Origin of the sequence: Kitasatospora sp. NPDC017646 (assembly GCF_044329365.1) — a bacterium.
Taxonomy (GTDB): domain Bacteria; phylum Actinomycetota; class Actinomycetes; order Streptomycetales; family Streptomycetaceae; genus Kitasatospora.
The window spans coordinates 200,498-224,850 of record NZ_JBIRJC010000013.1 but is presented as its reverse complement, the minus strand read 5'-3'; the positions used below and the strand labels follow the sequence as shown (position 1 = coordinate 224,850).

The following is a 24,353-nucleotide window of genomic DNA, read 5'->3' as shown; positions in this document are numbered from 1 at the left end:
GCTGCTCGCCTTCGCCCGCGCCCACGACGCCACCCAGCTGGTGCTGGGCACCAGCCGCCGCGGCCGGATCAACCGCTTCCTCACCGGCCCCGGCATCGGCGAGACCACCGTGGACGCATCCGAGGACATCGACGTCCACATGGTCACCCACGAGTTCACCGGCCGCGGCCGACTGCCCTCACTGGGCCGCCGCCACTCCCGCCGCCGCACCGTCGCGGGCTACGTCGCCGGTTTCGTGCTGCCCTGGCTGCTCACCGCCGTGCTCTCCCAGGCGCACGCCAGCATCAACCTCACCACCGACGCGCTGATCTTCCAGCTCGGCGTGGTCATCGTCGCCCTGCTCGGCGGCGCCATGTCCGCCCTGTTGGCCGCGTTCATCGCCTCGGTGCTGCTGAACTACTACTTCATCCCGCCGATCCACAGTCTGACCATCGGCGAGACCAACAACATCGTCGCCCTGGTGGTCTTCGCCGCCATCGCCCTCGCCGTCTCCACCGTGGTCGACCACGCCAGCCGGCTCACCAGCCGGGCCGCCCGCGCCACCGCCGAGGCCGAGACCCTCTCCACCCTGGCCGGCAGCGTGCTGCGCGGCGCCGACGCCCTGCCCGCCCTGCTGGAGAAGTCCCGTACGGCCTTCGGCATGCGGACCGTCGCGCTGCTCTCCCGCTCCGACGGCGAGGTGCTCGCCCACTGCGCGGCCGCACACCCGGACGACGGGGAGGCGCCGCAGGAGACCACCGAGCTGCCGGTCGGCGCGGACGCCGTCCTCGTGCTCACCGGCCGCCGGCTGCCCGCCGCCGACCAGCGGGTGCTCACCGCCTTCGCAGCCCACGTCGGCGCCGCGCTGGAGCGCGACCGGCTGGCCGTGGTCGCCGCCGAGGTGGAGCCGATCAAGGCCGCGGACCGGATGCGCACCGCGCTGCTCGCCGCCGTCAGCCACGACCTGCGCACCCCGCTCGCCGCCGCCCGCGCCTCGGTCGGTTCGCTGCGCAGCCCCGACGTCGAGTTCTCGCCCGAGGACCAGGCCGAACTGCTCGCCACCGCAGACGAGTCGCTGGTCAAGCTCACCCGGCTGGTGGACAACCTGCTCGACATGAGCCGCCTCCAGGCCGGCGCCCTCACCCTGCACCTCACCGAGACCCACCTGGACGAGATCCTGCCCAGGGCGCTCGACAGCCTCCCGGACCCGTACGCGCCGGTCCAGCCGCTCGACCTGGACGGTGCCCCGCCGGTGCTCGCCGACCCGCCGCTGCTGGAACGGGTGCTCGCCAACGTGATCACCAACGCGCTGCGCCACAACGCCCCCGGCGCGCCGGTCCTGGTCACCGCCAGCCACCACGCCGACCAGGTCGAGATCCGGGTCATCGACCGCGGCCCCGGCATCGCCCCCGAGGACCGCGACCGGGTCTTCCTGCCCTTCCAGCGCCTCGGCGACACCGACAACACCACCGGCGTCGGCCTCGGCCTCGCTCTCTCCCGCGGCCTCGCCGAGGCCATGGGCGGCAGCCTGGAGGTCGAGGACACCCCCGGGGGCGGCACCACCATGCTGCTCACCCTGCCCGCCGCCGGCGAGCCCATCGTCGACCCCATCGCCGAGCCGCTCGTCACCGGGCCCATCGCCGAACGCACCGCCGCCGAACACACCGCCGCCGAGCACGTCGCCACTGGGGAGGCGCCACCGCATGAATGAGATCCTCGTCGTCGACGACGAACCGGCCCTGCTACGCACCCTGCGGATCAACCTCAGCGCCCGGCAGTACGCCGTCCGCACCGCCGCCACCGGCGGCGAGGCGCTCGACCGGGCCTCGCACTCCGTCCCGGACGCCGTCCTGCTCGACCTGGGCCTGCCCGACCTCGACGGCATGGACGTGCTGCGCGGACTGCGCACCCGCAGCCCGATGCCGATCATCGTGCTCTCCGGCCGGTCCGACGCCGCCGACAAGATCGGCGCCCTCGACGCGGGCGCCGACGACTACCTCACCAAGCCGTTCCTGATGGACGAACTGCTGGCCCGGCTGCGGGCGGTACTGCGCCGGCCGTTGGGCGCCGTCCCGCCGGAACGACCGGTGATCGGCGACCACACCGTCGACCTCGCCGCCACCACGGTGCTCGGCCCGGCGGGCCCGGTGCGGCTCACCCCGACCGAGTGGCGGATCCTCGGACTGCTGCTCGCCAACCCCGGCCGGTTGGTGCCCGGGCGGCAGATCCTGCGGGAGGTGTGGGGCCCGGCCCAGGAGGCGCGCGGCAACTACCTGCGGGTCTACCTGGCGGGGCTGCGCCGCAAGCTGGAACGCGACCCGGCCCGCCCGCGCCACCTGATCACCGAGCCGGGGATCGGGTACCGGTACGTGCCGTAGGGCGTGGCCCCCCCGCGTCAACGAGCCGTCAAGAGCCCTTCTCCGCACGACAGGAGGGCGTCAAGGCCAGCCGGGAGCGGGGATCCGTGGTCGTAGGTTCAGTGCCGGAACGAGCGGGCCCTGCTCCGTGTGGGGGAAGTCCGGGACCGCTCCGGCCGCCGTCCCCGAGGACGGCCAGCAGGTGGGGGAGGGGGCGCGCGACGCAAGGCGCGCGCCCCTTCGGCCTCCGCCCTCAGCAGTCCGTGCCGCCGGACTGCCGGGGCAGTGCCAGCACCACTGTGTCCGCGAACTCCCGGACCGCGCTGGTGCGGCTGACCACCCGGCCACTGTGCACCACCAGCCGGCTGTGGCCGCCCGCGAGCGCCCCGGCCAGGCTGTCCCCGCGCACCGCCAGCAGCTCCGCCGGGAACCCGGCGTCCACCCGGACCGGCGGCAGCCCCAGTGCCGCCCGGGCCTGGTTCGCCACCGCGTCGTACGCCGCCTCCGGGTCCAGCTCCCCACCCGCCGCGAGCAGGTAGGCGGCCTCCAGCGGATCGGCCCGGCCGACCGGGTTGGACTGGTCCCGCAGGGCGCCGCTGCCCGCCGCCAGCGGCACCCCGGCCGCGGCCAACTCCCTTAACAGTCCCGGCCGCTGGCCCGACGGCCGGCCCTCCAGGCCGGTGCAGCCGCCGTTCTGCGGCAGCCAGACCACCCGCACCCCGCTGGTCGCCAGCACGGTGGACGCGCCGGGGGCCAGCGCCCCGCACGGGCCGAGCGTCACCCGGGGCCGCAGCGGCGCCAAGGCACTTGCCAGCCGGGCGAGTTGGGCGGAGTCCGCAGCGGTGGTGTGGAGGTCCACGGGGCAGTCCGCCTCTCGGGCCGCCTCCAACAGCAGTTGCACGTACCCGGCCGGGTCCGGATCCAGCTCCGGGCAGCCGCCGGCCGCCGTGGCGCCCAGCTTGAGGGCCTCGCGCAGCTGGGCGCGCCCGTCCGCGCCGACCCGGCCGGTGAGCAGCCGGGGCATCGCCACCGCCTGGAGCTCGGCCAGGCCCCGCAGCGCCTGGCGGGCGGTGAGCACCGCCTCCAGCCGGCGCAGCCCGTGCACGTCGCCGATCCGTACGTGGGTGCGCTGGGCGGTGGCGCCGTAGCCGAGCGAGGTGAGCGCGGCCTCGGTGACCCGGCGGGTGAGGTCGGCGGGGGTGTCCGGCGGCGGGGCGGGCAGGGCGGCGGAGAAGGCGGTGTCGTAGTGGGCGTGCGCCTCGGCGGGAGCCGGGAGCAGCAGGTAGCCCCGGAGGTCGATCCGGGCGCCGGTGGTGACGGTCGGGGCGCCGGGCAGGGCGGGCAGCGGGCCGAGGCTGCCGACGGTGCCGACCGCCTGGATCCGGTCGCCGCTGATCCGGACGTCCACCACCCGTCCGTCGGCCAGCCGGGCTCCGGTGAGCAGGAGGATCGGGCCGTGCCCGAGCGGGTTGGCCGCCGGGCCGGGCCCGGAGTGTGGCCCGTCGGCGGCTGCGCTGTCCATCGACGGCTCCTTCTCGTGCCCCGGCCAATGAGCGTCGAGCCTATGGGGCACGGGGGCGGGCCGCCGGGAGGCGGGCAATAGTCGTATCGGCTCGGGGCGCGCGGCTCGCGGGCCGATCGAACGCCCGGCCCCGGATCGGCCGTCCGTGCACCTCGCCGACCTGCGGACTTCGCCCCGGGATACGGATTTCACCTCTGGGCGCGGAACGTGTAATCTCTTCCTCGTTCGCCCCTATAGCTCAGTCGGTAGAGCGTCTCCATGGTAAGGAGAAGGTCTGCGGTTCGATTCCGCATGGGGGCTCTGGTGAAAGGCAGTCAGCTTCGGCTGTGCTGCTGATCACTGTGGCGGTGTAGCTCAGTTGGTAGAGCAAGCGGCTCATAATCGCTGTGTCACCGGTTCAAGTCCGGTCACCGCTACCCCGCGTAGTCGGTCGGGAGATCGCACTCCCGGTCGGCTACTCTTGTTGTGTTCTTATTCATTGTCCAAGGAAGGCACTCCCGTGGCTGCCACCGACGTCCGCCCGAAGATCACGCTGGCCTGCGTGGAGTGCAAGGAGCGGAACTACATCACCAAGAAGAACCGGCGTAACGACCCGGACCGTCTTGAGATGAAGAAGCACTGCCCCCGCTGCAACTCGCACACCGCGCACCGCGAGACCCGCTGACCCTGTCGCAGGGCGCCGGGCCTGTGTGAATTCAGGTCTTCGACTCCGGGCCGCATCCCTCAACAGGGGGTGCGGCCCGGAGCTTTTTCGTACCCGTCCGCGTTTCCACCCGCGTTCCGAGGAGCTGCCATGGCGCTCGACCCGTCCTTCATCGGGCGTAGTTACCCGCCCACCGATCCTTACGAGGTCGGCCGGGAGAAGATCCGCGAGTTCGCGATCGCGATCGGGGACGCCAATCCGGCGTACACCGACGCGGAGGCCGCGAAGGCGCTGGGCCACCCGGACGTGATCGCCCCGCCGACCTTCCCGTTCGCGATCGCCTTCCAGGCGGCCGGCCAGGTCGTCGAGGACCCGGAGCTGGGCCTGGACTACAGCCGAGTGGTGCACGGTGACCAGAAGTTCCAGTACAGCCGCCCGGTGCGGGCCGGTGACCGGCTGACGGTCGCGGTCACCATCGACAACATCAAGTCGCTGGCGGGCAACGACGTGCTCACCGTGCGCGGCGAGGTGGCGGACGAGACCGGCGAGCACGTGGTGACGGCGATCATGACGCTGGTGGCCCGGGCCGCCGACGAGGCGGGGGAGTGAGCGCGATGGCGATCAACTACGACGAGGTCGAGGTCGGCACCCAGCTGCCGGCGCAGTCCTTCCCGGTGACCCGCGCCACACTGGTGCGCTACGCGGGCGCCTCCGGCGACTTCAACCCGATCCACTGGAACGAGAAGTTCGCCCTGGAGGTCGGCCTGCCGGACGTCATCGCGCACGGCATGTTCACCATGGCCGAGGCCATCCGGGTGGTCACCGACTGGGTCGGCGACCCGGCCACGGTGGTCGAGTACGGCGTGCGCTTCACCCGGCCGGTGCCGGTGCCGAACGACGGGGTCGGCGCGGTGATCGAGGTCTCGGCCAAGGTCGCCAAGAAGCTGGACGACCGCAGGGTGCAGGTAGACCTGCTGGCGACCTCGGGCGGGCAGAAGGTGCTCGGGATGTCCAGGGCGGTCGTCCGGCTCGCATGAGGCCCTTCGCCCTCCGGCCGGATCCCGGCTCCTCCGCCGGGCGTTCCGCGACGTCAGCCGCCCCGGGACCCGTTCGAGGGGCTCCGGGGCGGTTTTCGCGGTTGCAGAGCTAGTGATTGGTCACTAACTTGGTCTTCGTGGCGAAGACGAGCATGCGGATGAGTGCGGAGGAGCGGCGCGAGAGCGTCGTCCGGGCCGCGGTGATCGAGTTCGCCAGGCACGGCTACCGGGGCACCTCCACCGAGGCGATCGCCCGTCGGGTCGGCGTCTCGCAGCCGTACCTGTTCCGGCTGTTCCCGAGCAAGCAGGCGATCTTCACGGCCGCCGCCGAGCGCTGCATCGAGGAGACCTGGCGGGTCTTCGACGAGGCGTCCGTCGGACTGACCGGGGAGGAGGCCGCCGCGGCGATGTCCGAGGCGTACATGGGCCTGGTCGAGGACGGCGAGCAGCTCATGATGCAGATGCAGCTCTACGTCTCGGTGTTCGCCTCCCGGATGGCCGGCGAGGACGAGATCGGCGAGACCGCCCGGCAACTGTGGGGGGATCTGTTCGAACGGGTCCGGGAGCGGGTCGGTGGTGACGTGCGGGGAACCACCGAGTTCTTCGCCTACGGGATGCTGATCAACGCCCTGGTGGCGCTGGGTTTCCCCCGGGAGCACCGGATCTGGGACGGCTTCAACGAGCCCGGGGACGAGTGCGGGGATGGGCGCGAGCGGGACGGACGCGGGGGCGAGGAGGAGTAGCGGGTCGCGCGGTGGGAGCCGTGCGGCCCTTTTTCGGCCCTCAAAAGTTAGTGATCAATAACTATCCGGGAAACGCTGGGGGAAGTGGAGTCATGACGGAGATCACGACGAAGAACGCGACGGAGCTCGCGACCGACAAACCCGGACTCGGACGCACCGGCGTCTGGACCCTGGTGATCACCAGCCTCGCCGGCTTCATGGCGGCCCTGGACAACCTGGTCGTCACCACCGCGCTGCCGTCCATCCGGGAGGAGCTCGGCGGCGGGCTCTCCGACCTGGAGTGGACGGTCAGCGCCTACACCCTGTCCTTCGCCGTGCTGCTGATGTTCGGCGCGGCGCTCGGCGACCGCTTCGGCCGCCGCCGGATGTTCCTGATCGGGCTCAGCCTCTTCACCGCCGGCTCCGCCGCGGCCGCGCTCTCGCCGGGCATCGGCGCGCTGATCGCCGCGCGCGCCGTCCAGGGCGTCGGAGCGGCGGTGTCGATGCCGCTCACCCTCACCCTGCTGACCGCCGCCGTCCCGGCGGTCAGGCGCGGTATGGCCTTCGGCATCTGGGCCGGCGTCAACGGCCTCGCCATCGCCGCCGGCCCGCTGATCGGCGGAGCCCTGACCGAGCACTTCTCGTGGCAGTGGATCTTCTGGGTGAACGTCCCGGTCGGCGTCGCCCTGGTGCCGCTGGCCGCCCTGCGGCTGCGCGAGAGCTTCGGGGCCAGCCCGGCCCTGGACGCGGTCGGCACGGTTCTGGTGAGCCTCGGCCTGTTCGGCGTCGTGCTCGGTCTGATCCGCGGCAACCCGGACGGCTGGACCAGCCCGCTGGTGCTGGCCGCGCTGGCCGGCGGCCTGGTGCTGCTGATCGCCTTCGTGCGCTACGAGCAGCGCGGCGCCGAGCACCCGATGCTGCCGATGCGGCTGTTCCGCAACCGGACCTTCGCCGCGGTCAACGCCTCCGGCCTGCTGATGTTCCTCGGGATGTTCGGTTCGATCTTCCTGATCAGCCAGCACCTCCAGACCGTCGGGGGCTACACCCCGCAGGAGGCCGGGATCCGGATGCTCCCGTGGACCGGGGTGGGGCTGGTCGTCGCGCCGGTCGCCGGCATCCTGGCCGACCGCCTCGGCGGCCGTCCGATCGTGATCGTCGGACTGACGCTCCAGGGCGTCGGCCTGGCGCTGTACGCGGCGATCAACGACGGGCTCGGGCACTACGAGTACTCCCCGGTGGTGCCCGCGGTGGTGATGTGCGGCGTCGGCATGGCGATGTACTTCGCGCCGACCGCCGCCATGGTGATGGACAGCGTCGCGCCGGAGGAGCAGGGCATCGCCTCCGGCGCCAACAACGCGCTGCGCGAGGTCGGCGGCGCGCTCGGGGTGGCCGTGCTGTCGGCGGTGTTCTCGGCGCGCGGCGGCGACGGCTCGGCGGGGACCTTCGTCCACGCGATGGTTCCCGCGCTGTACGTCGGCGCCGGGCTGGTGCTGGCGGGCGGGGTCTGCGCGCTGGTGCTGCCGCGCCGGGCCAAGGCCTCCGGGGCCCTCGTGGCCGAGCGGGCCGCGGTGATCGAGCGGTCCGTGACGGCCGGGGACGCCGTCGCGGTCACCGGGGCCGAGGGTGCGGCGGACGCCGCCGTCGCCGAGGAGGGGCGGTCCGTCCCGGCCGAGGCCTCGAAGGCCTGAGCGGTGGTGCGGGTCGACGGGGGCGGCCGGCCGGCCGCCCCGTCCCCGTACGCTGGTGGGCGTGCTGGTAGAAAACGACGCCCCCCTCGCCCCGCTGACCACGCTCCGGCTCGGCGGCCCGGCCCGCCGCCTGGTGACCGCCCACACCGACGACGAGGTGATCGCCGCCGTCCGCGAGGCCGACGCGGCGGGCGAACCGCTGCTGGTCCTCGGCGGCGGCTCCAACCTGGTGATCGGTGACGCGGGCTTCCCCGGCACCGTGCTGCGGATCGCCACCACCGGCTTCGCCCTGGACGGCACGGTGCTGGAACTGGCGGCCGGCGAGGTGTGGTCGGCGGCGGTCACCCGCGTGGTGCGCGAACACGGCCTGGCCGGGATCGAGTTCCTGGCCGGCATCCCCGGCTCGGCCGGCGCGACCCCGGTGCAGAACGTCGGCGCGTACGGCCAGGAGGTGGCCCAGACCGTCACCGAGGTGGTCGCGTACGACCGCGCGGCGGGCGAGGTGGTCACCCTCACGAACGCCGAGTGCGCCTTCTCCTACCGGCACAGCCGGTTCAAGGCCGAGCCGGACCGCTACGTGGTGCTGCGGGTGCGGTTCGCCCTGGCGGACCGCGCGGGGCTGTCCACCCCGGTCAAGTACGCCGAGGTAGCCAGGCACTTCGGCGTCGAGCAGGGCGAGCCGGTGCCGCTGGCCGAGGCGTACGACGCGGTGCTGGCGCTGCGGGCCGGCAAGGGCATGGTGCTGGACCCGGCGGACCACGACACCTGGTCGGCCGGCTCCTTCTTCACCAACCCGGTGCTCACGGCCGCGCAGTACGAGTCCTTCCGCACCCGTCCGGGCACCGAGAACGCCCCTGCCTACCCGGCCCCGGAGGGCTGCACCAAGACCTCGGCGGCCTGGCTGATCGATCGCGCGGGCTTCGGCAAGGGCTACGGCGACGGTCCGGCGACCCTCTCCACCAAGCACACCCTGGCGCTCACCAACCGCGGCGCGGCCACCGCCGAGGACCTGCTGGCCCTGGCCCGGGAGATCCGGGACGGGGTCCGCGAGGCCTTCGGGGTGGAGCTGGTGAACGAGCCGGTGATGGTGGGCGTCAAGCTGTAGGGGCGTGCCCGTCCACCAGCCAGGCGTCGACGTCCGCCAGCAGCTCCTTGCGGACGGCCTCCGGCGCGCACGAGCCGCGCACCGACTGCCGTGCCAGCTCGGCGAGTTCGGCATCGCTGAAGCCCAGGACGTCCCGGGCCAGGTCGTACTGGGCGGCCAGCCGGGTGCCGAACAGCAGCGGGTCGTCCGCGCCGAGCGCCAGCGGCACCCCGGCGTCGAACAGCCGGCGCAGCGGCACCTCCTCGGGGCGCTCGTAGACGCCGAGCGAGACGTTGGAGGACGGGCAGACCTCGCAGGTGATCTGACGGTCGGCCAGCCTGTCCATCAGTCGCGGGTCCTCGGCGGCCCGGACGCCGTGGCCGATCCGGCCGGCGCCCAGGTCGTCCAGGCAGTCCCGGACGGACTCCGGGCCGGCCAGCTCGCCGCCGTGCGGGGCGGCCAGCAGTCCGCCCTTGCGGGCGATCTCGAAGGCCCGGTCGAAGTCCCGGGCCAGGCCGCGGCGCTCGTCGTTGGAGAGGCCGAAGCCCACCACGCCGTGATCGGCGTAGCGGACGGCGAGCCGGGCCAGTGTCCGGGCGTCCATCGGGGACTTCATCCGGTTGGCCGCGACCAGCACCCGGATGCCCACCCCGGTGGCCGCGGCGGCGTGCTCCACCGCGTCCAGGATCAGTTCCAGTGCGGGGATCAGTCCGCCCAGCCGGGGCGCGTAGGAGGTCGGGTCGACCTGGATCTCCAGCCAGCGGGAGCCGTCCCGCTGCTCGTCCTGGGCGGTCTCCAGGACCAGCCGGCGGATGTCCGACTCGTCGCGGAGCACCGAGCGGGCGGTGTCGTACAGGCGCTGGAAGCGGAACCAGCCGCGTTCGTCGGTGGCCCGCAGTTTGGGCGGCTCGCCGGAGCTGAGGGCCTCCGGCAGCCGGACGCCGTGCTTGTCGGCCAGCTCCAGCAGGGTGGCGGGCCGCATCGAGCCGGTGAAGTGCAGGTGCAGGTGGGCCTTCGGGAGGCCCCTGACGTCTCGCGGGTTCAACAGGCGTTCCATTTTCCGATACTGCCGCATGCGGCCCCCAAACGGGAACCGCCCTCCTTCCATCCCCCGGAGGGGTGAAAGAGGGCGGCGTGCCGGGTGAAGCCCGGACGTCGGGTTGACGTCAGTCGCGGGCCTCGCCGAGGAGCTTCTGGACCCGGCTGACGCCCTCGACCAGGTCGGCGTCGCCGAGCGCGTAGGAGAGCCGCAGGTAGCCGGGGGTGCCGAAGGCCTCGCCCGGGACGACCGCGACCTCGGCCTCGTCCAGGATCAGCGCGGCCAGCTCGCCGGAGGTCTGCGGCCGCCTGCCGCGGATCTCCTTGCCCAGCAGGCCCTTGACCGACGGGTACGCGTAGAACGCGCCCTCGGGCTCGGGGCAGAGGACGCCCTCGATCTCGTTGAGCATCCGCACGATGGTCTTGCGGCGGCGGTCGAAGGCCTCGCGCATCTCGGCCACCGCGTCCAGGTCGCCCGCGACGGCGGCCAGCGCGGCGCGCTGGGCGACGTTGGAGACGTTCGAGGTGGCGTGCGACTGGAGGTTGGTCGCGGCCTTGATCACGTCCTTGGGGCCGATCACCCAGCCCACCCGCCAGCCGGTCATCGCGTAGGTCTTGGCGACGCCGTTGACCACGATGCACTTGTCGGCCAGCTCGGGCAGCAGGGCCGGCAGCGAGGTGAAGCTCGCGTTGCCGTAGACCAGGTGCTCGTAGATCTCGTCGGTGAGCACCCAGAGGCCGTGCTCCAGCGCCCAGCGGCCGATCGCCTCGGCCTCGGCCTCGGTGTACACCGCGCCGGTCGGGTTGGAGGGCGAGACGAAGAGCACCACCTTGGTGTTCTCGGTGCGGGCGGCCTCCAGCTGCTCGACCGAGACCTTGTAGCCGGTGGTCTCGTCGGACACGACCTCCACCGGGACACCGCCGGCCAGCTGGACCGACTCCGGGTAGGTGGTCCAGTACGGGGCCGGGATGATGACCTCGTCGCCCGGGTCCAGGATCGCGGCGAAGGCCTCGTAGATCGCCTGCTTGCCGCCGTTGGTGACCAGCACCTGGGAGGCGTCCACCACGTAGCCCGAGTCGCGCAGCGTCTTGGCGGCGATCGCGGCCTTCAGCTCGGGCAGGCCACCCGCCGGGGTGTAACGGTGGTTCTTCGGGTCGCGGCAGGCCTCGACGGCCGCCTCGACGATGTAGTCCGGCGTGGGGAAGTCGGGCTCGCCGGCACCGAAGCCGATCACCGGCCGGCCGGCCGCCTTGAGGGCCTTGGCCTTGGCGTCCACGGCGAGGGTCGCGGACTCGGCGATCGCGCCGATCCGGGCGGAGACCCGGCGGTCGGCGGGGCGGATGGACTGGTCGGGCTGCGGGGTGGAAGCGCTCATGCCTGCATCGTCGCAGAACCGGGACGGACCGGTCATCGCGGTTTCACCATCCGTACGGCTCCGTCCGCATGGCGGCCCCCGCCGATCCGCCGGTGATCGCCGCCCCCGGCCGGACATCCGCCGGGCGGCCGGGGGCTCCGGAAGAAGAGGTTCGACCAAACAGCCTCCGACCACGTACACTCGCTCCTCGACGGCCCACCGAAAAAGACCGGAGCTTTCACCGCCTGTACGGACAGCGGGGGGAGATGCGGTAGGTTGGTCGCCACCAGGGGCTGCGAGGCTCCGTAGGGCAATAGCTCAATTGGTAGAGCACCGGTCTCCAAAACCGGCGGTTGGGGGTTCGAGTCCCTCTTGCCCTGCTGCTTGATCCGTACCCAGCCCGTTCGCTCCACAGAGCGAGCGGGCTTGATGCGGAGAGGGCACCGATCAGCACCGCTTAAGCCGACCGCTCGTGCCTGAAACGGGTACGCAGGCGATGTTCGGCCGGACCCGGATTCAGGTGAGGACGAGTGACGGAGACCACGGGCTCCACCGCAACGCCTGAGAGCGGCAACCCCGAGGGGACCGACGGCGCTGCCGAGACCGCTGCTGTCGAGGGCGACAAGAAGTCCGGCAAGCAGAAGAAGTCCGGCAAGCGGGCCAAGAAGGGCCTCTTCGCGCGCATGGGCCTGTTCTACCGCCAGATCATCGCCGAGCTGCGCAAGGTCGTCTGGCCCACCAGGAGCGAGCTCACCAACTACACCGCCGTCGTGGTGACCTTCGTCGTGGTCGTGATGGGCTTCGTCTACGGCCTCGACTACGGCTTCGCCAAGCTGAGCCTCTTGGTCTTCGGCTGATCGAGCCCCACCTCCGAACCACCTCCCGACCCGGGCCGAATCATCGGTCCGGGTCGAGCTGTCGGCGGCGGACGTACGCGCGCGTACCGTGGACTCGGTACTGTTGAAGTCTCCGAGGCCTCTCCTGGCGCCCGCTCGAGCGGCCGAGCGCCGGTCCGGTTTCGGAGCGCGCCACCTTCACCATCTCCAGGAAAGAAGCAGCCACAGTGTCTGAGTCCCCCCTGTACGACGCCGACGAGACCGTCCGCGAGGCGGATGTCGCCGCCGAGCTGGACGCGGCCGAGCTGGCTGACGACGCCGAGTCCGCCGAGCAGATCGTCGACGCCGCGGACAGCGACGAGGACGAGGTCGAGGCGTACGACGAGGCCGAGGCCGGCGAGGCCGCCGAGGAGTCCGCGCTGCACGTGGAGGCCGCCGAGGCGGAGGACGGCACCGAGGAGTCCGCCGCCGAGGAGGCCGAGGCCGCCGAGGAGTCCGCCGAGGACGAGGCCGAGGTCGACCCGGTCGCCAAGTTCCGCGAGGACCTGCGCTTCATGCCGGGCGAGTGGTACGTGATCCACACCTACGCCGGCTACGAGAACCGGGTGAAGCAGAACCTGGAGCAGCGCGCCGTCTCGCTGAACGTCGAGGAGTACATCTTCCAGGCCGAGGTGCCGCAGGAGGAGGTCGTCCAGATCAAGAACGGCGACCGCAAGACCATCCGCCAGAACAAGCTCCCCGGCTACGTCCTGGTGCGCATGGACCTCACCCCGGAGTCCTGGGGCGTCGTGCGCAACACCCCCGGCGTCACCGGCTTCGTCGGCAACGCCTACGACCCGTACCCGCTGACCCTGGACGAGGTCGTCAAGATGCTCGCCCCGGACGTCGAGCGCCAGGCCGCCAAGGAGGCCGGCAAGCCCTCGCCGGTCAAGCCGACCGAGATCCAGGTGCTGGACTTCGAGGTCGGCGACTCGGTCACCGTCACCGACGGCCCGTTCGCGACCCTCCAGGCGACCATCAACGAGATCAACCCCGACTCGAAGAAGGTCAAGGGCCTGGTCGAGATCTTCGGCCGGGAGACCCCGGTCGAGCTCTCCTTCGACCAGATCCAGAAGAACTAGTCCCACGGTCTCAGGATCCGGGGCGGGGGCCGGGCGCCCCCGCCCCGGATCCGTTTTGGTCCAGCGGCGCTGACGCGTTAGCCTGGTCCGATGTGTGTGCTGGCGACCGGGTGTCGCCCCGGTTCCGCACGCACCAGCAATCACCTCTCGGAAGGACCCGGAGAGACATGCCTCCCAAGAAGAAGAAGGTCACGGGGCTTATCAAGCTCCAGATCAACGCCGGTGCGGCCAACCCGGCGCCGCCGGTCGGCCCCGCGCTGGGCCAGCACGGCGTCAACATCATGGAGTTCTGCAAGGCCTACAACGCTGCGACCGAGTCGCAGCGCGGCATGATCGTGCCGGTGGAGATCACGGTCTACGAGGACCGTTCCTTCACCTTCATCACGAAGACGCCGCCGGCCGCGCGCCTCATCCTGAAGGCCGCCGGTATCGAGAAGGGCTCCAGCGAGCCGCACAAGACCAAGGTCGCCAAGCTCACCAGCGCCCAGGTCCGCGAGATCGCCACCACCAAGATGCCCGACCTGAACGCCAACGACCTGGACGCGGCGGAGAAGATCATCGCCGGCACCGCCCGGTCGATGGGCATCACGGTCGAGGGCTGATCAGCCCCTCTCTTTCCCGTGGTAGGGCCTGCGCAGGCCCGTTGACTACCACAACTCCCATCACCATTCAGGAGCAGCAGTGAAGCGCAGCAAGGCTCTGAAGGCCGCGGACGCCAAGGTCGACCGCGAGCGCCTTTACGCCCCCCTCGAGGCCGTCCGCCTCGCCAAGGCGACCAGCACCACCAAGTTCGACGGCACCGTCGAGGTCGCCATGCGTCTGGGCGTCGACCCGCGCAAGGCCGACCAGATGGTCCGCAGCACCGTGATCCTCCCGCACGGCACCGGTAAGACCGCTCGGGTCCTGGTCTTCGCGACCGGCGAGCGTGCCGAGGCCGCGCGTGCTGCGGGTGCCGACATCGTCGGTGCCGACGAGCTGATCGACGAGGTCGCGAAGGGCAAGCTGGACTTCGACGCCGTCGTCGCCACCCCGGACCTCATGGGCAAGGTCGGCCGCCTGGGCCGCGTGCTCGGTCCCCGTGGTCTGATGCCGAACCCGAAGACCGGCACCGTGACCCCGGACGTCGCCAAGGCTGTCAACGACATCAAGGGCGGCAAGATCGAGTTCCGCGTCGACAAGCACTCGAACCTGCACTTCATCATCGGTAAGGCCTCCTTCACCGACGAGCAGCTGGTCGAGAACTACGCCGCCGCGCTGGACGAGGTGCTCCGCGCCAAGCCGTCCGCCGCCAAGGGCCGCTACATCAAGAAGACCGCGTTCTCGACCACCATGGGCCCCGGCATCCAGGTGGACCCGAACCGCACCCGCAACCTCCTCGTCGAGGAGGACCCGGCCGCGGTCTGAGCCCCAGCGCTCTGAAGCAGTCCGTACGGCGGGCCCGTACCCCCTTCACCGGGGGTGCGGGCCCGCCGTCGTTCGTTCCCGGCCCGGTCCGGCCCCCGCCTGCCCCCAGTCCGGCACCGCGGGGCCCGGGCCGCGGAAACGGTTGCGGGATCGGGACACGGGCGGATGGGAACGGTTGACCGAATCGTCGTACGCTCTGCCGGTCAGTTCATGTGGAGAACCTGTGACCGCCGGAGTGTGCCGTGCCGCCCGCCCTACGCCCCGCCGCGCTCGCGGCGGCCCTGCTGCTGCTCGGCGCCGCCACCGGTTGCAGCATGCTGGCCGCCCCCGGCACCCAGCTCCCCGGCGAGCCCGCGCCGGTGCCGCCCAAGCAGGTGGTGCTCGCGGCCGCCCAGGCGCTGGACGACACCGGCGGTGCCCGGATCGACGTGGTGCAGGAGGGCCCGGACGGCCGGCGCACCGCGAGCGGCACGGTGGTCTGGGGGGACCGGGACGAGGCCGCGCTGACCGTCACCGACGAACTGGGCGCCGGACGGCTGACCCTCCACGACGGCGCGATCGACCTCGCCTACCAGGGCGCCGCGGCCAAGCACGCGGACCGCACCACCGCGGAGTCGCTCGACCCGAAGGCCGGGATCGACCCCGGCGGCTACGCGGGCGGCTGGATGAGCACGCTGGTCACCAACCCGGGCAGCCGGGCGTACGCGATGGCCCAGACCGACCGGCTCGGCTCGCTCGGCGGCGAACAGCTGGCCGGGGTGACCGTCGCCCACTACCAGGGCGCCGCCCCGGTGGCCGACTACTTCGGCGCGGACGGGGAGTTGAGCCCCCGGCGGTTGGCCGCGGTGGTCGACTGGTACCGGCAGCGCGGGGTCGCGCGGATCGGCTACGACCTCTGGGTCGGGCCCGGCCCGCGACTGCTGAGACTGCGCGAGACGGCGCAGGGGAGCGCCGGAGCCACGGTGACCACGACGGATGTCGCTGCCTCCGGGCCGGCGGACACCACGCCCGCCGCGGCCGGGTGACGGGAGGGGGATATCCGGTGCGGGTCGGTCCTGGCGATCCGTTAGAGTCCGCGTGAGAAGAAGCTGAGGATCGGCTCTTCCGAAGAACTTACGGGGGGTACTCCATGCGTGCCGTGCGTCTCGCCGCTACCGTCGCGACCGCCGCCGTCCTGCTGGCCGGCGCCACCGCCTGCGGAAGCAAGGGCGGCAGCGACAGCAAGTCGGCCGGTGACACCAAGGACGCCGGGTCGGTCCCGGCCGGACTGACCGCGGACCCGAAGGCCGCGCTCACCGCCGCCGCCCTGGTGATGCAGAAGGCCGGGAACGGCAAGGTCACCATGACCTCCCCGGACCCCACCAGCCCGGGCGGTGCCGGCACCGTCGACTGGAAGGACCCGGGCAAGGTCGCCCTGGACGTGTCCAGTGACATGGACGGCAAGAAGCTCAAGATCCGGGTCATCGGGGCCGACGCCTACGTCGGCGTCGACGACGCCACGGCGCTGCAGGGCAAGCACTGGGTCAAGGTGCCCACCTCGGAGGAGATGGGCGGCGCCTTCGTGGTGATGGGTCAGATGACCAACCCGGTCGCCCAGCTCACCATCGCGGGCGCGAGCGGCAAGCTGAGCAAGGTCGGCCAGGAGAGCGTGGACGGCGTCCAGACGACCCACCTGCGGGCGGTCGAGGAGGCCGCCACCCTGGTGGCCGGGATGACCGCGCTCACGCCGGAGCAGCGCCAGTCCGTCCAGAAGACGCTGGAGGAGGACGGCAAGACCCTCACCATCGACTTCTGGCTGAACGACAAGGCTGAGCTCGTCAAGTACCAGGAGTACGGCGACACCAACGGCGAGTCGAAGGCCGTCACCGTGAAGTACTCCGACCTGGGCAAGGGCACCAAGGTCGAGGCGCCCGCCGCCGGTGACCTCGGCTCCCAGGCCGACCTCCTCAAGCTGTTCGGCTGAGCCCGCTCGGACCGGACGCAGCAACGACAACCACCGGCTACCACCCCGGGCGCGGCGCGCGCCCGGGGAGTTCTCAAGGGGGGAACACCATGGCTGGAACCCGCAAGGCCGCCGTCGTCGTCGTCCTCGGCGCGCTGGCGCTGACCGCGACCGCCTGCAACGACAACAGCGACTCCGCAGGCAAGAACGCCGCCCCGGCCGCGCCGACCACGGCCGCCGCCGCGACCACCCAGGCGGCGGCCCCGCCGGCCAAGGTGAGCCCGGCGGTCTTCCTGGAGCAGGTCACCAAGAAGACCGGCGCGGCCAAGTCCGCCAAGGTCACCGAGGACATCACCATCGGCCGCATCACCATGAAGGCCGACGGCGCCATGGGCTGGGGCGGTGGCCTCCAGGGCGACATGACGATGGACATGTCCGGCATGCCGAATGCCGACAAGATGACCACCAGCATCGGCGGCACGGCGTTCGTCTACCGGTTCGTTCCGGACGGCATGTACATGAAGCTCGGCGGCGACGCCCTGAAGGCGTCCGACGGGCGGCACTGGGTGCACATCGGCTACGGCGACGTCGCCAAGCTGCAGGGCGGCACCGCCGCCGGCGGCGCGAGCACCGCCGACCAGTTCAAGAAGGCCGACCCCGTGGAGGGCGTGCGGACCCTGATCGCCTCCGGCACCGTTTCCGAGGTCGGGCAGGAGACGGTGAACGGCAAGCCGGCCACCCACTACACCGGTGAGCTGAACGTGGCCAACATGGCGAAGGCCAACGGCGGCCTCACCCCCGAGCAGCTCGACCGGATGAAGCAGTCGCTGGCCACCATGGGTATCACCAGCGAGACCATCGATGTCTGGGTGGACGCCGACCAGCTCGTGGTGAAGCGGACCGAGCAGGCCGACACCAAGGCCGGCGCGATGAAGGTCACCGTCACCTACTCGGACTACGGCACCCCGGTCAACACGACCGCGCCGGACCAGTCCGACTCGATCGAGATCACCGAGCTGGCGAAGCTCGGCAAGAACGCCGCGGCCACCGACAGCTGATCCCGGCCCCCGTTCCGGCCCCGACTCGTCCGACCGGTGGACGGGCCCGGGGCGGTGGGGCCCGACCAGGGGGCCGCCACCGGCGGATCCGGGTCCGGATGGCAAGGTGGCCCGGTGAGGGAGGAACGGACGATGGCGGGACGGCAGCGGCTGGCGGCGCTGGCCGTCGTCGCCGTGCTCGCGAGCGGGCTGACCGGCTGCGGCGGGCGCGGCGGCGCGCCCGCCGCGCCGTCCGCCGGGTCGAGCGCGAGCAGTGCCTCCCCGACCACGGCCACCCCGACCGGGCCGGCCAAGCCGACCGACCGCTCGCCGCACGGGGTGCTGCTCTCCGCCGAGCTGGCCATGCAGACCGCCCGCCGGGCCAAGGTCAGCTACCGGCTGGGCGCGGACGCCGGGTCCGGTCCGCTCTTCTGGGCGCCCAAGACGGCGCTGCAGATCAAGCGCTCCACCCCGGCGGACGCCGAGCAGCTGATCGTCGTGGACACCGTCGCCTACCAGGGCGGCGACGCCGCCACCGCGGCCCGCAACGGCGGCAAGCACTGGGAGCGCTTCACCGTCCCGCCCGACCCGGACGGCCACAAGGAGGTCCCGTACGCGGGGCTGATCGATCTGCTGAACCCGGTCGAGGCGCTGGCCGCCGCCACCGCCGACGGAGTGGACGCGAGCTTCGTCGGCGAGGAGAAGTACGAGGACGCGACCGTCGAGCACTACCGGGTGACCACCACCGCCGAGAAGTACGCGGCCGCCCAGACCGGGCTGACCCAGGCCCGCCGGGACGGCCTGCGGGCCGCGCTGGCGCCCGGCGGCTCGATCTCGCTCACCCTGGACCTCTGGCTGAACGAAAAGGACCAGCTGGTCCGGCTCCAGCGCACCGGCAACGGGGACAGCGGCCGGGCGGACGACTCGGTGCTCTACTCCGACCCGGCCGGTCCGCTGCTCTCGGCCCAGGCGCCGGCCGAGACGGACACCGTGGACACCGGCGTCCGGACCGTCTCCCCACTGGCCCGCTGAACCGCTCCCGACCCGCCCGGGTTCACCCGCCCGAGGGCGATTTGCGTCTTCCGGACGTGTCCGGTTACTGTTGCCGAAGCCAAAGACCGCTGGTTGTCGCCGCGCCCGTCAGGGAGCAGGTGGCCGAAGGATCTGCGCTCCGTCGCAGGCAGCCCGCGCAGGTGTGTCTGGAGCTTCGACCTCCGGGTACCGCGTCCGCGCGGCCGCCCGTCGAGGTCGTGACGAGCCCCGTGCGCCTGCGCACCGGGGCTCATTGCATTTCGCAAGGGCTTTCCTTCCGTCCGGTCGGTTCGAGGCGTGAATGGTCGACTTTCGCGGTCGGCCGGACTTCGACATCACGGAAGGAGGCGTAAGCCTATGGCCAGGCCCGACAAGGCTGCTGCCGTCGCCGAGATCACGGACAAGTTCCGTGGCTCCTCCGCGGCGCTGCTCACCGAGTACCGCGGTCTCTCGGTGAAGCAGGTCAAGACCCTGCGTCGCTCGCTCGGCGACAACGCCGAGTACGCCGTGGTGAAGAACACGCTGACCAAGATCGCGGCCAACGAGGCCGGGATTTCGGAGCTCGACGACCTGTTCAACGGTCCGACGGCTGTTGCCTTCGTCACCGGTGACCCGGTGGAGTCGGCGAAGGCTCTGCGTGACTTCGCCAAGGAGAACCCCGCTCTCATCATCAAGGGCGGTGTCCTTGACGGCAAGGCGCTGTCCGCCGATGAGATCAAGAAGCTCGCGGACCTCGAGTCCCGCGAGGTGCTGCTCGCCAAGCTGGCGGGTGCCCTGAAGGCCAAGCAGTCCCAGGCTGCCGCGCTCTTCCAGGCCCTGCCGTCGAAGCTCGTCCGCACCGTGGACGCGCTGCGCGACAAGGTCGAGCAGGGCGGTGCCGGTACGCCGGCTCCCGCCGCCGAGGACGAGGCCGCCGAGTAATTCGGCAGGCTCACGCCTCGCTGCGGGCCCGTACGCCCGCCAACCCGTACATCCGGCACCACCTGCCGATTTAGTGGAAGGACGCCAATCATGGCGAAGCTGTCCCAGGACGAGCTGCTCGCGCAGTTCGAGGAGCTCACCCTCATCGAGCTCGCTGCCTTCGTGAAGGCCTTCGAGGAGAAGTTCGACGTCACCGCCGCCGCCCCGGTCGCCGTTGCCGCCGCCGGCGTTCCCGGTGCTGCCGCTGAGGCCGTCGAGGAGCAGGACGAGTTCGACGTCATCCTCGACGGTGCGGGCGACAAGAAGATCCAGGTCATCAAGGAGGTGCGCACCCTGACCTCCCTCGGCCTGAAGGAGGCCAAGGACCTCGTTGACACCGCCGGTGCCAAGGTCCTGGAGAAGGTTGCCAAGGACGTTGCCGAGAAGGCCAAGGCTGCCCTCGAGGCCGCTGGCGCCAAGGTCACCGTCAAGTGACTCCTCGCCCCCTCTGAGGGGGCCTGAGGCCGGGCCGATCACCCTTGTGGGTGGTCGGCCCGGTCTTTTGCGTTCCCGGACGGGGGCCGGGCGGGGAGGCCGGGAACCACCGGTGTGGCCGATCGCCCACTCGGTACTGTCGGCGTCGAGGAGTATGGTGATCACCGTCGTCGACAGTGGTCCCGACCACGGCTTCTGTAACGCCGGAGGGCTCCGGGCCGATAGACGGGTCGAGGTCCGCGCCGCCGGCGGGCCCTTGACGAACCTGGCGGGGCGCGCGATTCTCAAGGCGCGAGTCCGCCCGGTTGGTTCGCCGCTGGATGCATAACCAGTGGCTCCGGCGGGAAATGACTCCACGTGAGTTAGAGCAGTACCCGGTGGGCGTCCGCGCCCCCGGCTACCGGGAGGAGTCTCCGATTCGGTTTCCGAATCAGAGCTGGACAGCAGTGTAGCCTTTGGCTACACTGTCCCTTTGCGCTGCCTGTTAGCTGCTCCGTGACTCGTCGCCCGGAGTTTGCGTTGCCCTGAAGGGGTCTGGCACCGCCTCCGCAAAGCGGCTCTGACCTCGGGTTTCGACCCCGGCAGAGGCCAGTGGCGAGGGAGGTGGCTCCAAGCCCAAGCAGGCCCGGCTGGTACGCGCGTAGTGAGCTCCGAGCCCTCGGAAGGACCCCCCTCTTGGCCGCGCCGCGCAACGCCTCGAACAATTCCGCCGCATCCACCGCCCCGCTCCGCGTCTCGTTCGCGAAGATCAAGGAGCCCCTCGAGGTCCCGAACCTCCTGGCCCTGCAGACCGAGAGCTTTGACTGGCTGCTCGGCAACGCGGCCTGGAAGACCCGGGTCGAGCAGGCGCTGGAGTCTGGTCAGGACGTCCCCACCAAGTCCGGTCTGGAGGAGATCTTCGAGGAGATCTCCCCGATCGAGGACTTCAGCGGGTCGATGTCCCTGACCTTCCGCGACCACCGTTTCGAGCCGCCGAAGAACTCCATTGACGAGTGCAAGGACCGCGACTTCACGTACGCGGCTCCGCTCTTCGTCACGGCCGAGTTCACCAACAACGAGACCGGTGAGATCAAGTCTCAGACGGTCTTCATGGGCGACTTCCCGCTCATGACCCACAAGGGCACGTTCGTGATCAACGGCACCGAGCGTGTCGTCGTGTCGCAGCTGGTCCGCTCCCCGGGTGTGTACTTCGACTCCACCCTGGACAAGGTGTCCGACAAGGACATCTACTCCTGCAAGGTCATCCCCTCGCGTGGTGCCTGGCTGGAGATGGAGATCGACAAGCGCGACATGGTCGGCGTCCGCATCGACCGCAAGCGCAAGCAGTCCGTCACCGTGCTGCTGAAGGCTCTCGGCTGGACCAACGAGATGATTCTCGAGGAGTTCGGCGAGTACGAGTCGATGCGCAACACCCTGGAGAAGGACCACACCCAGGGCCAGGACGACGCGCTGCTGGACATCTACCGCAAGCTGCGTCCGGGCGAGCCGCCGACGCGCGAGGCCGCGCAGACGCTTCTGGAGAACCTGTACTTCAACCCGAAGCGCTACGACCTGGCCAAGGTCGGTCGTTACAAGCTCAACCGCAAGCTGGGCAACGCCGAGTCGCTGGACTCCGGCGTGCTCACCGAGCCCGACATCATCGGTGCGATCAAGTACCTGGTGAAGCTGCACGCCGGTGAGACCGAGTGGCGTGACGAGACCGGCCGCGACATCGTGGTCGAGGTCGACGACATCGACCACTTCGGCAACCGCCGCCTGCGCAACGTCGGCGAGCTCATCCAGAACCAGGTCCGTACGGGTCTCGCCCGCATGGAGCGCGTCGTGCGCGAGCGCATGACCACCCAGGACGTCGAGGCGATCACGCCGCAGACCCTGATCAACATCCGGCCGGTCGTCGCCTCCATCAAGGAGTTCTTCGGCACCAGCCAGCTGTCGCAGTTCATGGACCAGACGAACCCGCTGTCGGGCCTGACCCACAAGCGCCGTCTGTCCGCCCTCGGTCCCGGTGGTCTCTCCCGTGAGCGCGCCGGCTTCGAGGTCCGTGACGTGCACCCCTCGCACTACGGCCGCATGTGTCCGATCGAGACCCCGGAAGGCCCGAACATCGGTCTGATCGGGTCGCTGGCCTCGTACGGCCGGGTCAACGCCTTCGGCTTCATCGAGACCCCGTACCGCAAGGTCGTCGACGGTGTCGTCACCGAGAAGGTGGACTACCTCACCGCCGACGAGGAGGACCGCTACGTCATCGCCCAGGCGAACGCCCCGCTGACCGCGGACCTGCACTTCGCCGAGCCGCGCGTCCTGGTCCGCCGCCGTGGTGGCGAGATCGACTACATCCCCGGCACCGAGATCGACTACATGGACGTCTCGCCGCGCCAGATGGTGTCGGTCGCGACCGCCATGATCCCGTTCCTCGAGCACGACGACGCCAACCGCGCGCTCATGGGCTCCAACATGATGCGCCAGGCGGTGCCGCTACTGAAGAGCGAGGCCCCGCTGGTCGGCACCGGCATGGAGTACCGCTGTGCCGTCGACGCCGCCGACGTCATCACCGCCGAGAAGGCCGGTGTGGTGCAGGAGGTCTCGGCCGACTACGTCACCGTGGCCAACGACGACGGCACGTACACCACGTACCGCGCCGCCAAGTTCACCCGCTCCAACCAGGGCACCGCCTTCAACCAGAAGGTGCTCGTGGACGAGGGCGCCCGGGTCGAGGTCAACCAGGTGCTGGCCGACGGCCCCTGCACCGACGAGGGCGAGATGGCCCTCGGCAAGAACCTGCTCGTGGCGTTCATGTCGTGGGAGGGTCACAACTACGAGGACGCGATCATCCTGTCGCAGCGCCTTGTGCAGGACGACGTCCTCTCCTCGATCCACATCGAGGAGCACGAGGTCGACGCCCGTGACACCAAGCTCGGCCCCGAGGAGATCACCCGGGACATCCCGAACGTCTCCGAGGAGGTCCTCGCGGACCTCGACGAGCGCGGCATCATCCGGATCGGCGCCGACGTCGTCACCGGTGACATCCTCGTCGGCAAGGTCACCCCGAAGGGTGAGACCGAGCTGACCCCCGAGGAGCGCCTGCTCCGCGCGATCTTCGGCGAGAAGGCCCGTGAGGTCCGCGACACCTCGCTGAAGGTCCCGCACGGTGAGTCCGGCAAGGTCATCGGCGTCCGCGTGTTCGACCGCGAGGAGGGCGACGAGCTTCCCCCGGGCGTGAACCAGCTGGTCCGCGTCTACGTGGCCCAGAAGCGCAAGATCACCAACGGTGACAAGCTCGCCGGCCGCCACGGCAACAAGGGTGTCATCTCCAAGATCCTCCCGGTCGAGGACATGCCGTTCCTGGAGGACGGCACCCCGGTCGACATCATCCTCAACCCGCTGGGTGTCCCGTCCCGAATGAACCCGGGACAGGTCCTGGAGATCCACCTCGGGTGGCTCGCCAAGCAGGGCTGGGACGTCTCCGGTCTCGCCGACGAGTGGGCCCAGCGCCTCCAGGCGATCGGCGCCGACACCGTCCAGGGCGGCACCAACCTCGCCACCCCGGTCTTCGACGGCGCCCGCGAGGACGAGATCACCGGCCTGCTGGACAACACCACCCTCACCCGTGACGGTGAGCGCCTGGTGAACTCCACCGGCAAGGCCCGCCTGTTCGACGGCCGCTCCGGCGAGCCGTTCCCGATGCCGGTCTCGGTCGGCTACATGTACATCCTCAAGCTGCACCACCTGGTCGACGACAAGCTGCACGCCCGTTCGACCGGTCCGTACTCGATGATCACCCAGCAGCCGCTCGGTGGTAAGGCTCAGTTCGGTGGTCAGCGCTTCGGTGAGATGGAGGTGTGGGCCCTCGAGGCGTACGGCGCCGCGTACGCGCTCCAGGAGCTGCTCACCATCAAGTCCGACGACGTCCTCGGCCGTGTGAAGGTCTACGAGGCCATCGTCAAGGGCGAGAACATCCCCGAGCCCGGCATTCCCGAGTCCTTCAAGGTTCTCATCAAGGAAATGCAGTCGCTCTGCCTCAATGTGGAGGTGCTGTCCTCGGACGGCCAGTCCATCGAGATGCGGGACTCCGACGAGGACGTGTTCCGCGCCGCCGAGGAGCTCGGCATCGACCTGTCCCGGCGCGAGCCGAGCAGCGTCGAAGAGGTCTGACGGAGGTCG

Annotated in this window: 22 protein-coding genes and 3 tRNA genes; 22 read left to right on the top strand and 3 right to left on the bottom strand. The window is 71.0% G+C overall.

Features of this window, described 5'->3' with window-relative positions; translation table 11 throughout:
• Positions 1 to 1,690, top strand: a 1,690-nt coding sequence (locus ACH4J0_RS22170) for an ATP-binding protein (protein WP_396242224.1), incomplete at its 5' end; no start/stop codon positions are given.
• Positions 1,683 to 2,357, top strand: coding sequence for a response regulator (locus ACH4J0_RS22165; protein WP_396242223.1), 675 nt, complete (start codon positions 1,683 to 1,685; stop codon positions 2,355 to 2,357). The genes ACH4J0_RS22170 and ACH4J0_RS22165, both read left to right, overlap by 8 nt.
• Before the next feature lie 232 nt (positions 2,358 to 2,589).
• Here the strand turns inward: ACH4J0_RS22165 and ACH4J0_RS22160 are convergent, their stop codons facing one another.
• On the bottom strand, positions 2,590 to 3,858 hold the full coding sequence (locus ACH4J0_RS22160; RefSeq protein WP_396242222.1) for a hydrolase: 1,269 nt from the start codon (positions 3,856 to 3,858) through the stop codon (positions 2,590 to 2,592).
• A gap of 227 nt (positions 3,859 to 4,085) precedes the next feature.
• On the opposite strand from ACH4J0_RS22160, the gene ACH4J0_RS22155 reads away from it, so the two are divergent.
• From ACH4J0_RS22155 to ACH4J0_RS22120, 8 genes are all read left to right on the top strand, one after another.
• Positions 4,086 to 4,158: transfer RNA gene (locus ACH4J0_RS22155), tRNA-Thr, on the top strand.
• Between the two features lie 43 nt (positions 4,159 to 4,201).
• A tRNA-Met gene (locus ACH4J0_RS22150) sits at positions 4,202 to 4,274 on the top strand.
• A gap of 83 nt (positions 4,275 to 4,357) precedes the next feature.
• On the top strand, positions 4,358 to 4,522 hold the full coding sequence (gene rpmG / locus ACH4J0_RS22145) for a 50S ribosomal protein L33 (RefSeq protein WP_006604855.1): 165 nt from the start codon (positions 4,358 to 4,360) through the stop codon (positions 4,520 to 4,522).
• Positions 4,523 to 4,651: 129 nt separating this feature from the next.
• Positions 4,652 to 5,110 carry a MaoC family dehydratase N-terminal domain-containing protein gene (locus tag ACH4J0_RS22140; protein ID WP_396242221.1) on the top strand — a complete coding sequence of 153 codons (459 nt, stop codon included), beginning with the start codon at positions 4,652 to 4,654 and terminating at the stop codon, positions 5,108 to 5,110.
• Positions 5,111 to 5,115: 5 nt separating this feature from the next.
• A complete protein-coding gene (locus ACH4J0_RS22135) occupies positions 5,116 to 5,538 on the top strand; it encodes a MaoC family dehydratase (protein WP_396242220.1) in 423 nt (140 codons plus the stop codon).
• A 158-nt stretch (positions 5,539 to 5,696) separates the two neighbouring features.
• Positions 5,697 to 6,281 (top strand): TetR/AcrR family transcriptional regulator, encoded by a 585-nt coding sequence (locus ACH4J0_RS22130; RefSeq protein ID WP_396242232.1) that lies wholly within the window; start codon positions 5,697 to 5,699, stop codon positions 6,279 to 6,281.
• Between the two features lie 197 nt (positions 6,282 to 6,478).
• Positions 6,479 to 7,948 (top strand): MFS transporter, encoded by a 1,470-nt coding sequence (locus tag ACH4J0_RS22125; protein WP_396242231.1) that lies wholly within the window; start codon positions 6,479 to 6,481, stop codon positions 7,946 to 7,948.
• A gap of 52 nt (positions 7,949 to 8,000) precedes the next feature.
• Complete coding sequence (locus ACH4J0_RS22120; protein ID WP_396242230.1) at positions 8,001 to 9,053, top strand: UDP-N-acetylmuramate dehydrogenase; 1,053 nt, start codon at positions 8,001 to 8,003, stop codon at positions 9,051 to 9,053.
• Here the strand turns inward: ACH4J0_RS22120 and ACH4J0_RS22115 are convergent.
• Entirely contained in the window at positions 9,043 to 10,089 is a 1,047-nt protein-coding gene (locus ACH4J0_RS22115) for an adenosine deaminase (protein WP_396242219.1), read from the bottom strand. The two genes, ACH4J0_RS22120 and ACH4J0_RS22115, sit on opposite strands and share 11 nt — an antisense overlap.
• 109 nt (positions 10,090 to 10,198) lie before the next feature.
• A complete protein-coding gene (locus ACH4J0_RS22110) occupies positions 10,199 to 11,446 on the bottom strand; it encodes a pyridoxal phosphate-dependent aminotransferase (RefSeq protein WP_396242218.1) in 1,248 nt (415 codons plus the stop codon).
• Positions 11,447 to 11,732: 286 nt separating this feature from the next.
• Here ACH4J0_RS22110 and ACH4J0_RS22105 point away from each other — a divergent pair.
• The 12 genes from ACH4J0_RS22105 to rpoB all read left to right on the top strand — a co-directional run bounded on the left by ACH4J0_RS22105 (position 11,733) and on the right by rpoB (position 24,344).
• A tRNA-Trp gene (locus tag ACH4J0_RS22105) sits at positions 11,733 to 11,805 on the top strand.
• Positions 11,806 to 11,955: 150 nt separating this feature from the next.
• Positions 11,956 to 12,282 (top strand): preprotein translocase subunit SecE, encoded by a 327-nt coding sequence (gene secE / locus ACH4J0_RS22100; RefSeq protein WP_380421353.1) that lies wholly within the window; start codon positions 11,956 to 11,958, stop codon positions 12,280 to 12,282.
• 206 nt (positions 12,283 to 12,488) lie between these two features.
• Entirely contained in the window at positions 12,489 to 13,382 is an 894-nt protein-coding gene (nusG, locus tag ACH4J0_RS22095; RefSeq protein ID WP_396242217.1) for a transcription termination/antitermination protein NusG, read from the top strand.
• Positions 13,383 to 13,549: 167 nt separating this feature from the next.
• Positions 13,550 to 13,984, top strand: coding sequence for a 50S ribosomal protein L11 (gene rplK / locus ACH4J0_RS22090; protein ID WP_224278191.1), 435 nt, complete (start codon positions 13,550 to 13,552; stop codon positions 13,982 to 13,984).
• Between the two features lie 79 nt (positions 13,985 to 14,063).
• The gene (rplA, locus tag ACH4J0_RS22085; protein ID WP_030290441.1) at positions 14,064 to 14,786 is read left to right on the top strand and encodes a 50S ribosomal protein L1; all 723 of its coding nucleotides are present in this window, start codon (positions 14,064 to 14,066) and stop codon (positions 14,784 to 14,786) included.
• A 242-nt stretch (positions 14,787 to 15,028) separates the two neighbouring features.
• Entirely contained in the window at positions 15,029 to 15,811 is a 783-nt protein-coding gene (locus tag ACH4J0_RS22080) for a hypothetical protein (RefSeq protein ID WP_396242216.1), read from the top strand.
• A 104-nt stretch (positions 15,812 to 15,915) separates the two neighbouring features.
• Positions 15,916 to 16,749, top strand: coding sequence for a hypothetical protein (locus ACH4J0_RS22075; protein ID WP_396242215.1), 834 nt, complete (start codon positions 15,916 to 15,918; stop codon positions 16,747 to 16,749).
• A gap of 89 nt (positions 16,750 to 16,838) precedes the next feature.
• On the top strand, positions 16,839 to 17,786 hold the full coding sequence (locus ACH4J0_RS22070; protein WP_396242214.1) for a hypothetical protein: 948 nt from the start codon (positions 16,839 to 16,841) through the stop codon (positions 17,784 to 17,786).
• Between the two features lie 132 nt (positions 17,787 to 17,918).
• Positions 17,919 to 18,797: a hypothetical protein gene (locus ACH4J0_RS22065; RefSeq protein ID WP_396242213.1), complete on the top strand. Its 879-nt coding sequence runs from the start codon at positions 17,919 to 17,921 to the stop codon at positions 18,795 to 18,797.
• Positions 18,798 to 19,154: 357 nt separating this feature from the next.
• Positions 19,155 to 19,718, top strand: a complete 564-nt coding sequence (gene rplJ, locus ACH4J0_RS22060; RefSeq protein ID WP_030290437.1) for a 50S ribosomal protein L10 — start codon at positions 19,155 to 19,157, stop codon at positions 19,716 to 19,718.
• Positions 19,719 to 19,808: 90 nt separating this feature from the next.
• Complete coding sequence (rplL, locus tag ACH4J0_RS22055) at positions 19,809 to 20,192, top strand: 50S ribosomal protein L7/L12 (protein WP_396242212.1); 384 nt, start codon at positions 19,809 to 19,811, stop codon at positions 20,190 to 20,192.
• Between the two features lie 675 nt (positions 20,193 to 20,867).
• Positions 20,868 to 24,344: a DNA-directed RNA polymerase subunit beta gene (gene rpoB, locus ACH4J0_RS22050; RefSeq protein WP_396242211.1), complete on the top strand. Its 3,477-nt coding sequence runs from the start codon at positions 20,868 to 20,870 to the stop codon at positions 24,342 to 24,344.
• Positions 24,345 to 24,353: the final 9 nt, after the last annotated feature.